This window comes from Cohaesibacter marisflavi, assembly GCF_963665895.2.
Classification (GTDB): domain Bacteria; phylum Pseudomonadota; class Alphaproteobacteria; order Rhizobiales; family Cohaesibacteraceae; genus Cohaesibacter; species Cohaesibacter marisflavi.
Genome location: NZ_OY762534.1, coordinates 3,855,659 through 3,870,724, shown reverse-complemented (window position 1 = coordinate 3,870,724; position 15,066 = coordinate 3,855,659). Strand labels below are relative to the sequence as shown.

Annotated in this window: 13 protein-coding genes; 5 read left to right on the top strand and 8 right to left on the bottom strand. The window is 53.7% G+C overall.

Annotated elements, in window-relative coordinates; all coding sequences use genetic code 11:
- Positions 1 to 18: 18 nt before the first annotated feature.
- The 4 genes from tesB to ppa all read left to right on the top strand — a co-directional run bounded on the left by tesB (position 19) and on the right by ppa (position 4,228).
- Positions 19 to 882 (top strand): acyl-CoA thioesterase II, encoded by an 864-nt coding sequence (tesB, locus tag ACKPCT_RS18345; protein ID WP_090074513.1) that lies wholly within the window; start codon positions 19 to 21, stop codon positions 880 to 882.
- 386 nt (positions 883 to 1,268) lie between these two features.
- Entirely contained in the window at positions 1,269 to 1,607 is a 339-nt protein-coding gene (locus tag ACKPCT_RS18340; protein WP_090074510.1) for a P-II family nitrogen regulator, read from the top strand.
- Between the two features lie 43 nt (positions 1,608 to 1,650).
- Positions 1,651 to 3,000, top strand: coding sequence for an ammonium transporter (locus ACKPCT_RS18335; protein WP_090074508.1), 1,350 nt, complete (start codon positions 1,651 to 1,653; stop codon positions 2,998 to 3,000).
- Positions 3,001 to 3,703: 703 nt separating this feature from the next.
- Positions 3,704 to 4,228: an inorganic diphosphatase gene (gene ppa / locus ACKPCT_RS18330; RefSeq protein ID WP_090074506.1), complete on the top strand. Its 525-nt coding sequence runs from the start codon at positions 3,704 to 3,706 to the stop codon at positions 4,226 to 4,228.
- A gap of 110 nt (positions 4,229 to 4,338) precedes the next feature.
- On the opposite strand, the gene ACKPCT_RS18325 is transcribed toward ppa, so the two are convergent.
- The 3 genes from ACKPCT_RS18325 to ACKPCT_RS18315 form a co-directional block, all read right to left on the bottom strand.
- Positions 4,339 to 4,617, bottom strand: coding sequence for a YggT family protein (locus ACKPCT_RS18325; protein ID WP_090074504.1), 279 nt, complete (start codon positions 4,615 to 4,617; stop codon positions 4,339 to 4,341).
- Between the two features lie 489 nt (positions 4,618 to 5,106).
- Positions 5,107 to 5,814 carry a glutamine amidotransferase gene (locus ACKPCT_RS18320; RefSeq protein ID WP_319567589.1) on the bottom strand — a complete coding sequence of 236 codons (708 nt, stop codon included), beginning with the start codon at positions 5,812 to 5,814 and terminating at the stop codon, positions 5,107 to 5,109.
- On the bottom strand, positions 5,811 to 6,281 hold the full coding sequence (locus ACKPCT_RS18315) for a tellurite resistance TerB family protein (RefSeq protein WP_090074501.1): 471 nt from the start codon (positions 6,279 to 6,281) through the stop codon (positions 5,811 to 5,813). Before ACKPCT_RS18315 ends, ACKPCT_RS18320 begins: the two co-directional genes overlap by 4 nt.
- A 255-nt stretch (positions 6,282 to 6,536) precedes the next feature.
- On the opposite strand from ACKPCT_RS18315, the gene ACKPCT_RS18310 reads away from it, so the two are divergent.
- Complete coding sequence (locus ACKPCT_RS18310; RefSeq protein ID WP_319567588.1) at positions 6,537 to 7,520, top strand: aldo/keto reductase; 984 nt, start codon at positions 6,537 to 6,539, stop codon at positions 7,518 to 7,520.
- Positions 7,521 to 7,647: 127 nt separating this feature from the next.
- On the opposite strand, the gene ACKPCT_RS18305 is transcribed toward ACKPCT_RS18310, so the two are convergent.
- From ACKPCT_RS18305 to ACKPCT_RS18285, 5 genes are all read right to left on the bottom strand, one after another.
- On the bottom strand, positions 7,648 to 9,645 hold the full coding sequence (locus ACKPCT_RS18305; RefSeq protein ID WP_319567587.1) for a CocE/NonD family hydrolase: 1,998 nt from the start codon (positions 9,643 to 9,645) through the stop codon (positions 7,648 to 7,650).
- A gap of 57 nt (positions 9,646 to 9,702) precedes the next feature.
- Positions 9,703 to 11,334 carry an ABC transporter ATP-binding protein gene (locus ACKPCT_RS18300; RefSeq protein WP_319514705.1) on the bottom strand — a complete coding sequence of 544 codons (1,632 nt, stop codon included), beginning with the start codon at positions 11,332 to 11,334 and terminating at the stop codon, positions 9,703 to 9,705.
- Positions 11,327 to 12,154 carry an ABC transporter permease gene (locus tag ACKPCT_RS18295; protein ID WP_319514706.1) on the bottom strand — a complete coding sequence of 276 codons (828 nt, stop codon included), beginning with the start codon at positions 12,152 to 12,154 and terminating at the stop codon, positions 11,327 to 11,329. Before ACKPCT_RS18295 ends, ACKPCT_RS18300 begins: the two co-directional genes overlap by 8 nt.
- Positions 12,151 to 13,152, bottom strand: a complete 1,002-nt coding sequence (locus tag ACKPCT_RS18290; protein WP_319567586.1) for an ABC transporter permease — start codon at positions 13,150 to 13,152, stop codon at positions 12,151 to 12,153. The genes ACKPCT_RS18295 and ACKPCT_RS18290 overlap by 4 nt, the downstream gene beginning before the upstream one ends.
- 79 nt (positions 13,153 to 13,231) lie before the next feature.
- Positions 13,232 to 14,818, bottom strand: coding sequence for an ABC transporter substrate-binding protein (locus ACKPCT_RS18285; protein ID WP_407652429.1), 1,587 nt, complete (start codon positions 14,816 to 14,818; stop codon positions 13,232 to 13,234).
- Between the last annotated feature and the right edge of the window lie 248 nt (positions 14,819 to 15,066).

The following is a 15,066-nucleotide window of genomic DNA, read 5'->3' as shown; positions in this document are numbered from 1 at the left end:
AATCCCGGGACATTTTTCATGACGTCAGCAATTGATACCCTCCTCTCCATTCTGGATCTCGAAACTCTGGAAACAGACCTGTTCAGAGGCATGAGCCCGCAGGATGGGTGGCAACGGGTTTTTGGCGGTCAGGTGATTGGACAGGCCCTTGTGGCAGCATCCCGAACGGTGGAGGCTGAACGCAGCGCCCATTCCCTGCATTGCTATTTCATGCGCCCGGGCGACCCCAAGACACCAATCATTTATGAGGTGGACCGACTGCGCAACGGGCGGTCCTTTTCCACACGCCGCGTTCTGGGCATCCAGCATGGCAAAGCCATTTTCAACATGGCCGCTTCCTTTCACAAGAAGGAAGAAGGTCTCTCCCACCAGATCGAGCTGCCCGACATTCCCGGACCGGAAGATCTGCCCAGCGAGGAAGAGGTCTATGAGAGCTATGTTGCCAAGGCACCGGACAATATAAAGGCCTATTTCCGTCGCGAGCGCCCTATCGAGCTGCGCCCCATCAATATGGAACATTATGTAACGCGTAAAAAACTGGAGCCGCAGCAACTCATCTGGGTGCGCACAACATCGAAACTCCCCGATGATCCGGCCATCCACAAATGCGCATTGGCCTATGCCTCGGACATGACCTTGCTGGACACGTCCCTTTTCGCGCATGGCCTCTCCGTTTTCAGTAAGACCATCAGCGCCGCCAGTCTGGACCACGCCATGTGGTTCCATGGTGATTTTCGCGCTGACGAATGGCTGCTCTATTGTCAGGACAGCCCATGGGCAGGTGGTGGCCGCGGTTTCAACCGCGGCAGTCTTTACCGGCGAGATGGCACATTGGTTGCATCAGCTGCTCAGGAAGGCCTTATACGCGAAATTGACCGGTAAATGAAAGATTAAGCCTAACAGATGCGGATTATTTAGAACCTACGCACAATCAATGTGCAGTTTAAAAGCTTGAAATGACTCATTGCTTTTCACTCATCACAAAACGGCCACAATGTGTGCATGAAAAATAGGCAATTTTTGTAATTTGCCTATAATTATCGCAAAATCACCCTGTGCACAAATATGAAGCAAAGATCGATTTTATTATCAAAATCGAATTTTGGACAGCATTTCAACAACTTAATAAAAAGTTACAAAACTGGCACGGCTTTTGTAAGAGAGAAAGCACAAAACAAGAGGTTTTGCCCCGGCTGATTGCAATTTGGGGCATGACATTCAAACCCGACAGAGGGACAAAACCCATAAGAGGGACATGAGAGAGTGCCATGAAGTTCATTATTGCCATTATCAAGCCTTTCAAGTTGGAAGCTGTGCGTGAAGCATTGTCTGCCGAAGGTATTGAAGGCCTGACCGTGACTGAAGTTAAGGGCTTTGGTCGTCAACGCGGTCATACGGAAATCTATCGCGGAACCGAATATTCCGTCAGCTTCCTGCCGAAACTGAAAATCGAAGTTGCCGTAACAGCAGACAAGGCTGAAAAGACCATCGAAGCCATTTCGAAGGCAGCAGCAACCGGCCAGATTGGCGATGGCAAGATTTTCGTCACCTCACTCGAGCATGTCATGCGCATCCGTACCGGCGAAACCGACAACGACGCGCTCTAAGCCCAACCCCAATCAAGTAGAAGTGAAAAACAAGGACAATCAAATGTCAAAAGTAACCCTTGCCCTTCTTGTTGGCGCAGCAAGCCTTATGGCTGGCCCGGCCCTCGCACAGGAAGCAGCAGAAGCAGCGGCAGCTGCTCCAGCAGCAACCGGCGAAGCTGCCGCCCATACGCAATATATTCTCAACACCCTGCTCTTCTTGATCGGCGGTTTCCTTGTGATGTGGATGGCAGCAGGCTTCGCAATGCTCGAAGCTGGCCTTGTTCGCTCCAAGAACGTTTCCATGCAGAGCATGAAGAACATCTCCCTTTATGCCGTTGCTGGCATCATGTACTATCTGGTCGGCTATAACCTGATGTATACCGGCGTTGACGGCGGCTATATCGGGTCTTTCTCCTTCTTCTACGCTCTTGATCCGGTAGGCGGCGACGCTCTTGATACCGGCTATTCCACGGCTTCCGACTGGTTCTTCCAGATGGTCTTCGTGGCAACCGCAGCATCTGTTGTGTCCGGCACCCTGGCTGAGCGCATCAAACTGTGGCCGTTCATGATCTTCACCGTAGTGCTGACCGCATTCATCTACCCGATCGCCGGTTCCTGGCAGTGGGGCGGTGGTTGGCTCTCCGAAATGGGCTTCTCCGATTTCGCCGGTTCCACCCTCGTTCACTCCGTAGGCGGCTGGGCAGCTCTTGCTGGTGCACTTCTGCTTGGTGCTCGTAAAGGCAAATATGGTGCTGACGGTTCTGTAAACCCGATGCCTGCTTCCAACATTCCGCTGGCTACTCTGGGTACTTTCATCCTGTGGCTCGGCTGGTTCGGCTTTAACGGTGCTTCCCAGCTCGCTATGGGCACCATCGGTGACGTTTCCGACGTTTCCCGCATCTTTGCCAACACCAACATGGCTGCCGCTGGTGGCGTTGTTGCCGCGATGATCCTTCTGCAGATTCTCTACAAGAAGGTCGACGTAACCATGGTCCTCAACGGCGCACTGGCTGGTCTGGTATCCATTACCGCTGAGCCTCTGACCCCGACCATCGGCGAATCCATCATCATCGGCGCAATCGGCGCAATCCTCGTCATCATCGTTGTTCCGCTTCTCGACAAGCTGAAAATCGACGACGTTGTTGGTGCGATCCCGGTTCACCTTGTCTGCGGTATCTGGGGCACTCTGGTTGTTCCGTTCACCAACGATGGCACCTCCTACGCTACCCAGTTCATCGGCGTAATCTCCTACGGCGTCTTCACTCTGGTTTGCTCCTTCATCGTATGGGGTATCCTGAAGGCAACCATGGGCATCCGCGTTACCGAAGAAGAAGAATATATCGGTCTCGACAAAGCTGAAATCGGCGTCGAAGCTTATCCGGAATTCGGCATCGGTAGCCAGCGCGTATAATAAAATGGGCTAGGCGGAGTCCTCCTGATCACCTTCTTCGCCTAAAGCGCCCACGGCCTACTTGCACAGGCCCAGAGGGGGAAACCCGTCGGAACACCGGCGGGTTTCTTTTTGTCTATAGCGATGAGGCACAAGACCAACAGAAGGCGTGCGCCCCGGCACAGCGGCAACCAGTGTAAGGAAGCGCCAGACACACGCGTCACTTTCGCAAGACAAACAATGGAAAATCAGGAAGAGCAAGAGACGCTTTTTGCGCCAAGAGCGCACTGTCTAAAAATTAGGCAGTGATTTTTAGCTGCGATCACACCCTAAAGAATCCAGCCAAACAGCACGACGCTGCTCACGAGCGAGAAGCCTGCGACAAAGGCCATGAATTTCATCGGATCGAACAGTGTCATAGTCTGCCTCCCTCACTCAATCAGCAACGCTCCTCTTTGAACCCCATCATTCTGGCTGCAAAATCTGAACATCCCTTACTATCGGAACGGGTAAGGCCAACGACAGGGAAAATTCCACAAATTATGGTTTCCAAAGGATGAACAGGCCGCCCTGTGCTTGCTTGGGCATGCGCGCAAGGGGCCAGCATCCCCAAGCTTGGGCAAATTGGCCCATTCTGTCAGCTAAACCGAATGTTTGTCTTGCCATCATCGCTGAGACACCCTAAACCGGCTGTAACACCGTGATCTCAATTGGAGTTGCACCTATGAATATTAGCGAAATCCCTGCTGGCAAAGACGCCCCGGAAGATATCTTCGTTGTCATCGAAGTGCCAAAAGGCTCTTCGGTGAAATATGAAGTAGACAAAGCATCCGGCGCGGTCTTCGTTGATCGTTTCCTCTTTACCCCGATGGCCTATCCTTGCGATTACGGCTTCATTCCGAACACGCTGGCTGACGATGGCGATCCGATCGATGTATTGGTTGTTGGCGACGCACAGCTGACCCCGGGCGTTGTCATGCGCGCGCGTCCAATCGGCGTTCTGATCATGGAAGACGATGGCGGCAAAGACGAAAAAGTCGTTGCAGTGCCACACACCAAGCTGACCAGCCACTATGATCACATCAAGACCTACGAAGACCTGCCGAAAAACCTCGTTGAGCAGATCAAGCATTTCTTCGAGCACTACAAAGATCTTGAGCCAGGCAAATGGGTAAAGATCGAAGACTGGGCAGGCCCGGAAAAAGCCAAGGAAATGATCCAGATTTCCATCGACAACATGAAGAAATAAGTCTTCCTGTCGGCCAGAAACAAGAAAGCGCGGCAACCCACCGGTTCCGCGCTTTTCTTATGGCCGGATTTTAAAAGAGGCGGGCTGTCGTCCTCTCCTCTTCGAACAGATCAATAGAGCCCGGTTCTGAGCAGATTCCGAACGAAGAAGATCCCCAGCAGCAAAATGACCGGCGAAAGGTCCAGCCCACCCATTGCAGGGATAATCGAGCGGATACGTCCAAGAACCGGTTCGGTCAACCGCCAACAAACCTCGTAAATCGAGGAGACAATCTGATTGCGCGGATTGACGATATTGAAGGCGAACAGCCATGAGAAAACCGCCGACGCGATTACAACATAGGTGTAGATCGCCAGAACCTGATCAATCAAAAGAATTAAAGCTGTCATAGTCATCCTCGTGTTCGGAAAAAGAGACCTCGGTCCTTACGACTTCCCAAAATATTTATGCACCCGCCACGGGGGCTGCTCACCCCGAATATATGTTGAGACATGTAGCGATCTATAGCCCCCCCTGCAAGGGCCAAAGAGAGACGAAACGTCGGTATTACCTCATGCTTTCTTATGCCTGAACTGTGTTAAGTTTTGGAAAAAGCAAACCTTTAAAATACAAAAAGCCCCGATACATACGCAAACACAGGTGCATCGGGGCTTGATGAGATGAGGTGCTGGCTACGCGAACACCAAATGCCAGCTTGCTCTTTACTGAGCAAGCGGCGTGCCAAGCGTGAGAAAAATTCCAAAAGACACATTTAGTAGCCAGATGCCCAAAATCACCACAGGATCTAGAGAAGCGCATAATCCGGTCAAGGCTTTGGTAACAACCCGACCCGCAATATGCAAAGCCTCCATTGCAAATTGCATGACTCAATCGCAGCATCAGCGAGCGGGACCGGCACCGATCCAGACATCAAGAAAGCGGTTCAACCAACGCTCGACATAGGGGTCATAAGCGCTGCGCTCTCTGAAATGGTCTCCACGCTTGCGCGCGCCCTCCACCGTCAGGTGATCGGCAGCAACCGTCGTCCACTGATGCATCATCTGCAAAGTGACTTCGGGATGGAACTGGATGGCATAGGCGCTTTTTCCATATCGCATGGCCTGATTGCTGAAATAGGAGCTACTGGCCAGACGCTCGGCACCGGAAGGCAGCGAAAAGCCCTCCTTATGCCACTGATAAACCTTCTCTGGCCAATCAAACAGCACCTTGCCTTCATCGGTCGGCGCAATTTCGTAATAGCCGCGCTCGACGAGCCCGCAAGGATGCAACTCAACCTGCCCACCCAACTGCCGACACATCATTTGTGCGCCAAGACAGATGCCCAGAAATGGCGTCTCATCACGCAAGGGCACAGAAATCCAGTCAATCTCCTTGGTAACATAGTCCTCTTCATCATTGGCGCTCATCGGGCCACCGAAGATCACGGCACCGGCATGCTCGCTCATGCTCGTAGGCAAAGGATCCCCAAAGCGAGGCCGCCGGATATCCAGCGAGTACCCTCTTTGCTCCAGCAGATATCCAACCCGACCGGGCGTTGAGGCTTCCTGATGAAGAATGATCAGTATCTTTTGCAAATTAGAACTCATTCAGCTTCTTTTTCAATCTGGGCCTGTACATGCTGTCGCATTCGGATGCGATCCCGTCGGGATACGCCCAGCAACTCGGAAACACGCCAGACCAGATTGTCCTCGAATTCATGAATTTGCCCGTCGGCGAAAACGAGTTGCCACATCATTTCGATGATCTTGATACGCCCGTCTTCATCCAGCTCCCGTTTGAGCACGGAGGTGAATTTATAAAGATCAACCGATTCCTCATCGCATTTGCTCGCAAAATCAATCAGTTCGGCAGTTTCCGAATCGGTGAGGGAATAGTGCTTTTTCAGCACCTTGCGGATTTCTTCGGTTTCATTGTCATCGATCACGCCATCAATCGACATCAGATGCACCAGCAGTGCAGCAGTTGCCACGCGCAGATCACTATCGGAGAAAACCTCACTGTCTTCCGATGCGCCGGCGAGATCGCGAAACACCTGCATTAAGCTATCAAACATATTCAATTCCAGTTCTTGAGTTCACACTACATATAATCACGCAAATATTTCAGTCAATTATATGGTCGACTTAAGATGGTTCAAAGAATGATCCATATTTTCGACAGTGCCGGGCGCTTTCCCTTTTGAAACAAAGAGCATATCCTGCGCGAAGATCGCAAGAATCGCACGAGATTTATTTCGAATGTGCCACGGATTGCTGGCTGGTTTCTGAAAAACCTGCTTTTTAGACGATCACATATTGGGGAGGATACTATGCATAGTCGTAAATTGGGCAAAGATGGCTTTATCGTCAGCGAAGTGGGCCTTGGCTGTTGGCAGCTTGGTGCAGACTGGGGTGCTGCTCTGGCGGAAGAAACAGGCCTTTCCATTCTGGAAACCGCACTGGAAAAGGGCGTGACCTTTTTTGACACCGCCAATGTCTATGGCGATGGCAAGAGCGAGAGCCTGATCGGCAAATTCCTCGCAAGCAAGGACCGCTCAGACATCCGTGTGGCCACAAAGTTTGGTCGCGGCGATGTATACCCGGATGGCTATAGCGAGCAATCCCTACGGGCGGGCATTGATGCATCACGCAAGCGCCTTGGCATGGATTGCCTCGACCTGGTGCAGCTTCACTGCATTCCCACCGAAGTGATGCGGGAAGGTGCCATTTTCGATTGGCTGCGCGCTCTGCAGTCCGAAGGCGTGATCAAGCATTTCGGGGCCAGTGTGGAAACGGTTGAAGAAGGGCTGATGTGCATCGAGCAGGAAGGTCTTCTGAGCCTGCAGGTGATTTACAACATCTTCCGCCAAAAACTCACCGAAGAGCTTCTGCCTCAGGCAAAGGCCAAGGGCGTGGGCATCATCGTCCGCCTGCCACTGGCCAGTGGCATGCTATCTGGCAAATTCTCTGCTGACACGAAATTTGCCGAGAATGACCACCGCAATTTCAACCGCGATGGCCAGTGCTTCAACGTGGGCGAAACTTTCGCTGGCCTGCCATATGAAAAAGGTCTGGAGCTGGTGGAGGAGCTTAAGGGCATGCTGCCCGAAGGCATGAGCATGGCCGACATGGCCCAGCGCTGGATTCTGGATCATGATGCTGTCTCAACCATCATTCCCGGAGCCAGCCGCCCGGACCAGATCGGACGCAACGCCGTCATTTCAGATCTGGCACCCTTGCCACAGCAACTGCATGACGACCTCATCGCCTTCTACAAGGAAAAAGTCGCCCAGCATGTGCGCGGGGCCTACTGATCTTAAAACCAATTGGAGCCAGCTCCTTGGCTTCAAAGACCACGACAAACAAAAACCCCGCCATTTGGCGGGGTTTCCTTTTGATATCAAGGCTCACAACAGTAACGCCACAAGCACGCAATCATCTTTACATGAAGTCACGCTTGACTGTTTTGCTGAAATTCTTGGAAAAGATCTCTTCTCCCCTTTCATAGCCCTTAACCGAAGCAGACAAAATCCATTCGGTCTTTGTGCAGGTCAACTCCGTGCGCGTATGCGTACGCACATTCCAGCCATCTTCCCGCTCATAGCGCGTGGTGCCTTCACAGACACCTTTCATGGATTGCGGATCATCGGCATTGATAGACCAACATTCTGTACGCGTTTCCTGATTACGCAGCTTGGTATCAGGATGCTCTTCAAAGCCGGTGTCTTCCTGAATGTGATAATGGGTCATACCCGTCATCAAATCCCGCTCGACGAAGCGCCGCGTGCTGCCCGCTTCCAGAATGGTATAGTTTGGCAGCGGATCGGGATTTTCCGGCTGAGGCATATCAATGCGTTCATGTGCCCCCAGAAGCGGCATGGCAAGACGAATCGAAGCGGTATCAATCGTGACCCCTGGCGCATCCGGCGATGGCAGGATGAGCGGCCAGCTGGCCGTTGCCAGAGACAGGCGCATGCGATGACCCGGCTTCAAGCGATAACCGCAGGCATCCAGACGCATGGTCACGGAGACCTTCTCATCCTTAGGCATGGCTTTCGGCTCGGCATAGCCATCGCGATGCGCAAGGTTGAGAACACCGTAAGCCACCCGCGTGGCTGTTCCATCAGGATGCACATCCACAATACGCGCAACCATATTCTCCCACTCGCCCGAGCAGGAAAGATCCAGAGTTAATTCCGGCATGCCCAGATAGACGGCCTCTTCCTCGAGTGGAGCGGTTTCAAACACTAGAGCACCAGCATCATCTACCCGCTGATCCCCCGCCATTTCGGCATCTGGTTTCAAGGTGAACCATTCACCGGAATTGACGCCACTATCGAGTGGTGAGCGCAGGTAAATGTCACCAACGCCGGCTCCGCCCTCTCCTTCTGTGAGACTCTTATCACCTGCGATCGAGAAGACGGTAACCTCTGGTTTGGACCATGTATCCTTGGCCACCCAGAAGCCCGGATCTTCATCCCGCCATGTCTTCGGACGGGGACCATCCAGAATATAGGCACGAGCCTGAGGAATCGATTCGGCACCGTTCTGTTCATCACGCAGCCAGCGATTCCACCATGCAATCGCCTCACCGTGGAAGTCAGCCCGTGGCTTGGGCCATGCGAAATGCGGATATTTATGAATCCACGGACCAATCAGCGCCTTGGCCTTTTCCCCGACGCCCTCAACCGCCTTGAGCGGCGTGTTGCGATAGCCATCGGCCCAACCGGCAATCACCAGCGCAGGCGTGTCAAAGCCTTCGAAATCCTCGCAAATGGAACCATGTTCCCAATAGGCATCGCGCCGTTGATGCTCGATCCATTCTTCAAGAAAGAAGGGTTCCCCTTCCAGACGCTCCAGCCACATCTCTTTCCATTTGTCGCCGACCAGCGCCTTGTCCGGCGTGCGCGACTGGTAAGTGAGCATGGTCGAAGCCCAGGACAAGTTGGCATAGAGGTGACAGCCATTCTTGTAGTGAATGTCATCATTAAAGCGGTCCACCGTTGAAGCGATGGAAATCACGGCCTTCAGCGCCTCGGGCTTGAGAGCTGCCGTCTGCAGACAATTGAAGCCGCCCCAGGAAATGCCCATCATGCCCACCTTGCCATTGGACCATGGCTGGCTGGCAATCCATTCGATGACCTCACAGGCGTCGGACAATTCACGCGGGGTATATTCCCCATCGATCACACCCTCGGATTCGCCCGAGCCGCGAATATCAACGCGCACTCCGGCGATGCCAGCTTCGGCAAAGACCGGATAAGTGCTCTCGTCACGCGGCGAGGTTCCATCCCGCTTGCGATAAGGAAGAAATTCGAGAACTGCGGGCACAGGGTCCTTCTCAGCCCCTTCCGGCATCCAGATGCGCGTGGCAAGACGAGTGCCATCCTTCAGCGTGATCCAAACGTCCTCAGAGACGGAAAAGCTTCGTTTTTCCATAATATTGCTTTCTATTCTATGTATATTGTGTACGAAGCCAAGGCTGGCTTCATACCATCAGTTGCCAGCAGATTCGATTTTGCGCGTGGCAAGAACCTCTTCCAGCCAGCCCAGATGCATTTCCGGAACAGACTTGAGCAACAGATCGGTATAGTCATCAAATGGCGGGCTCAGAACTTCCGATTTGGGTCCGAAACGAACCAGTTCGCCTTGATACATCACCGCGACGCTATCGGCGATGGCGCGAACGATCGCGATATCGTGGGTGATGAAAATATAGGAAAGCCCTTTTTTCTTCTGCAGATCGAGCAGCAGATGCAGAATCCCGTCCGCTACCAATGGATCGAGAGCAGAGGTCGGTTCATCGCAAATGATGATTTCCGGTTTGGCCGCCAAAGCCCGGGCAATTGCCACCCGCTGCTTTTGGCCACCGGATAGCTCGGCCGGATAGCGGTCAATATAACCTTCACCCATCTCAATCTGATCGAGCAATTCCTGAACACGCCTGTCACGTTCAGCGCCCCTGACCCCCTCATAGAAGGTAAGCGGACGCCCTATGATCTGCCCCACAGTCTGACGGGGGTTCATGGCCGTATCGGCCATCTGATAGATCAATTGCAAGCGACGCAGCTGTTCCCGTGAGCGCTGCTTAAGTGCGGCAGGCAGTGGCTCACCTTCAATGCGCACCTCTCCCGCCATGGGTGGAAGCAGACCTGTAGCCACGCGGGCCAGCGTTGATTTACCGGAGCCGGATTCGCCCACGATCGCCAGAGTCTGGCCTTTCGGCACATGCAACGACACATCATTGAGCACCTTGACGCCGCCGATATAGGCTGCGTGAATACCGCTCATCTCGAAATATTTTCGCTTCTGATCAGCCGCTTCCTGATGCTTGATGCTGCGCACATTGACAAGCGCCCGGGTATAGTCTTCCTCGGGCTGTTCGATGATCTGCTCGGTCGGACCATATTCCACCATGGCACCATCACGCAGCACCATGATGTCATCGGACACCTGCGCCACAACAGCCAGATCGTGGGTGATGTAGAGCGCTGCAGTTTCTGTCTTCTCGATGGCCAGCTTGATCGCCGCCAGCACGTCAATCTGCGTGGTCACGTCAAGAGCCGTAGTCGGCTCATCAAACACGATGAGATCTGGCCGGGAACAGAGCGCCATGGCCGTCATGGCCCTTTGCAACTGGCCACCAGACACCTGATGCGGATAGCGTTTGCCGAAGCTTTCCGGCTCAGGCAGCCCCAGAATATCAAACAGATAGGCGGCTCTTTCACGCGCCTCAGCTTTTGTCATCAGCTTGTGCCGAAGGCTGGCTTCAATCACCTGATCCCCGATCCGGTGAGCCGGATTGAAGGAGGCTGCCGCCGACTGCGAGACATAACAGACCTTGGCGCCACGAATCGCGCGAATTTCCTTGCGGTTCATGGCCAGCAGATCTTCTCCATCCAGCAAGGCCTGGCCGCCGGTGATCTCAACCCCGCCTCGCCCATAGGCAAGCGCGGAAAGGCCGATGGTGGATTTGCCTGCACCGGATTCCCCGATCAACCCCAGCACCTTGCCCCTTTCGAGGGTGAAATTGATTCCCTCAACAATGGTGATGCGGACAGGATCTTCCCCCGGCGGATAACTGGTCGCCTCGATTTTGAGGTCTTTGACTTCAAGAAGCTCAGGCATCGCCGCGCCCTCCTTTCAGGCTGGAAGTTCGTCTGAGCAGCCAGTCAACGACCAGATTGACGCAAATGGTCAGAATGGCGATGGCCGCACCGGGCACCAAGGCAGCGGAAATGCCGAAAATGATACCATCCTTGTTATCCTTGACCATGCCGCCCCAGTCTGCGGTGGGTGGTTGGATGCCAAGCCCAAGGAAGGACAGGGTGGAAACAAACAGAATGGCAAAGGCAAAGCGCAAACCGAATTCGGCCAGCAGCGGCGACAGCGTGTTTGGCAGAATTTCCCGCAGGATCACCCAAGCCGTTCCCTCGCCGCGCAGGCGCGCCGCTTCAACAAAATCCATGACCGCGACATCCAGCGCCACGGCTCGCCCAAGACGGAACACACGGGTACTATCCAGAACCGCCATGACGATGATGAGCGTCGGCATATTCTGGGGCAGAGTTGCCAGCACCACGAGCGCAAAAATCAGCGTGGGAATTGACATCATCAAGTCATTGAAGCGCGACAGGCCAAGATCGATCCAGCCTCTGTTGGTCGCCGCGATAAAGCTCATCACGATGCCCAGCGTAAAGGACAACAGCGTCGCACAGAAAGCGACAAACAAAGTCGTCCGCGCGCCAAAAATCATGCGCGAGAGAATATCCCGGCCCAGATTGTCCAGCCCAAAGAAAAATTGATCTGACGCCGGCGCCCAGACGTCACCGACAACTTCCGTTTCGCCATAGGGGGCGATCCAAGGTGCAAAAAAGGCGCAGATGAGGGCAACGATAATGCCTGTCATGCCAATCCACACCGAAATGGGTATATCTTTCAGTCTCATCGTGGGTGCCTCAAACGTGGATTGGCGATAATGGCGAGAATATCGGCGGTCATGTTGAGCGCGATATAGATGGTCGCAAAGATCAGGCCGCAGGCCTGCACCACCGGCAGGTCACGCACGGTCACCGCGTCCACCATATATTGGCCCATGCCTGGATAAACGAAGACCACTTCAACCACGACCACACCAACGATCAGATAAGCCAGATTGAGCGCCACCACATTGATGATCGGCGCCAGCGCATTGGGCGCTGCATGCTTGATGATGATCCGGAGACCATCGAGCCCCTTGAGCTCAGCCGTTTCCATATAGGCGGACGACATGACCTGAATGATCGCGGCCCGCGTCATGCGCATCATATGGGCCAGCACAACAAGCACCAGCGTGGCAACAGGCAGCGCAATGGCCTCGAGCCGAGTAAGAAAATCCATGCCGTCATAGACGGTCGACGGGAAAATCGCCGTGGGGAAGGTCACCACGAATACCATGATCAGCAAATAGCCGACGAAAAATTCGGGCAGCGACACGGCGGCGAGAGAAAAGATATTGATGATCTTGTCGGGTATCCGATTGCGGTAGCGCACCGCCAGCAGTCCCAGCCCAACCGAAAGGGGGACAGCCACCAGTGCAGCAAAGAAAGCAAGAAACAGTGAGTTTCCAAGGCGTTTGCCAATCTGCTCGCTCACAGATTGGCCACTAGCCCAGGAATTGCCGAAATCGCCGCTCACCGCATCTCCCAACCAGGTGACATAGCGGGTGAGAAGAGGCTGATCGAGCCCGAGCTCGGAGCGAATGTTTGCAACCGCCTCGGGGGTTGCCGATTGTCCCAGATAGGTGGTGGCAAAATCACCCGGCAGGGCTTCAACGCCAATAAAAATCATGACTGTTACAGCCCATAGCAACACAAAGGACAACAACAGACGACGCAGGATATTCGCAGCCAAAGGAAACTGCCGCGAAAAGGCGACAAATGGCCGGAAAAGTGATTGAGGGGTCATAGGAGACCTTCTTTTGTTTTCAGCAAGAGAAGGACCGTGGCGTTCCACGGCCCCAATTTTTCATTCCGACAATCCGGAATCAGGCGTCAAGCCAGACACGGCTTGCAATCTGGCCGTTGGAAAGATCGTTGCCGATATCATGCACGAAGCCCTTCATGGATTTGGCCGATGCATTCAGGAAGTCATTGAAAACAGGAATGATACTGCCGCCTTCATCGCGCACCATGACAGCCATCTGACGATAAAGCGCCTTGCGCTTGTCGTTATCCAGCTCGGCGCGGGCTTCCAGAAGCAGTTTGTCGAAATCATCCCGTTTGAAGCGGGAATCATTCCAGTCTGCGCTGGAGAGATAAGAGGTCGCATAACGCAGATCCTGCGTCGGACGACCACCCCAATAGGTGGCGCTGAATGGCTTCACATTCCAAACGTTGGACCAGTAGCCATCGGCCGGCTCACGCTTCACTTCGATATTGATGCCACCTTTCTTGGCATGTTCCTGATAGAGCACGGCAGCGTCCACAGCGCCCGGGAAGGCGGCATCGGACGTGCGCAGAAGCACAGGACCATCATGGCCAGACTTCTTATAGTGGAAGGCAGCCTTTTCAGGATCATACATGCGCTGTTCAATATCGTCCGGTGCCAGCTGATAGGTGCTGTTGACCGGATAGTCATTGCCCAGAGAGCCATAGCCACCGACGATGCGGTCCAGAATTTCCTGCCGGTCAATGGCATATTTCATGGCAAGACGCAGGTCGTTATTATCAAATGGAGCCGTATCGCAGAACATCTGGAAGCTGTAATAGCCCTTGGCATGCGTCTGCAGAATATCCACATGCGGCGCGCGTTCCAGCAGCTTGATGGTCTTTGGCTCAACAAAGTTGATGAAATGCACCTGACGGGACGACAGCGCTGCGATACGCGCGGTGTTGTCGTTCATCACGATCACTTCGACGCTGTCCACATGGCCACGGTCATCGCGCCAGTCATTCTTGTTTTTCTCAAAGGTTGCACGAATGCCCGGCTCATAGCTCTTAAGCGTAAAAGCGCCCGTACCAATCGCCGCATTCGGATCATCATAGCCGCCGTTTGGCTGCACCATCAGGTGATAATCCGTCAGCAGCAATGGCAGGTCGGCATTGCCTTCAGACAAAGTGATCACCAGATCGCCGGCCTTGTCTTCAACCGTCTTGATTGAACGCAGCAAGCCCAGCGCACCGGATTTGGACTTCTCGTCGGTATGGCGCTTGAGCGTTGCAACAAGGTCGGCAACGCTCATGCTAGAGCCATCATGGAAGGCAACATCCTTGCGGATCTTGAAGGTCCAGACAGACGCATCAGCCGATGATTCCCAAGATTCAGCCAACCCGGGCAACGGCGCACCGGTCTCGGGATCGGATTCCACGATCTTGTCGCCCCAAAGATGGTTGCACAGGAAAGAAACCGTGCCCGCAGCGGCAGCAGGATCAAGCACATCAGTCGCCGCGCCCCCTTTAATGCCCAGCTTGAGGTTGCCCCCTTTTTTTGGCGTTTCGGCAGCCATTGCTGAATTGGGAACAATCAGACCCGAAGCCGTCATGGCGAACCCTGCAGCAGCTGTCGCTCCCAGAAACTGGCGGCGAGACAGGCTATTAGGCAGGATTGGGTCAATGGAAGGTCTTTTTGTCATAATCATTCACTCTTTTTGCTAACGACGGAACATAATCTTGATCACACCAACATCCACGCAAAGGCTACGCGGGGGGTGATAGTAGAAAGCGAAACGCTTTGGATGCGTATGGCAGAAAGGGCTCCGAATATTGGGCCAGCCGAATACGCACTCTGATTGCCAGTAACCTAAAAGTCTGAAAGGCAAGAAACAACTTCGCACTTTTAAGCTTTTTTATGCTACTTTACGCACTATTCGATTAAAAACGA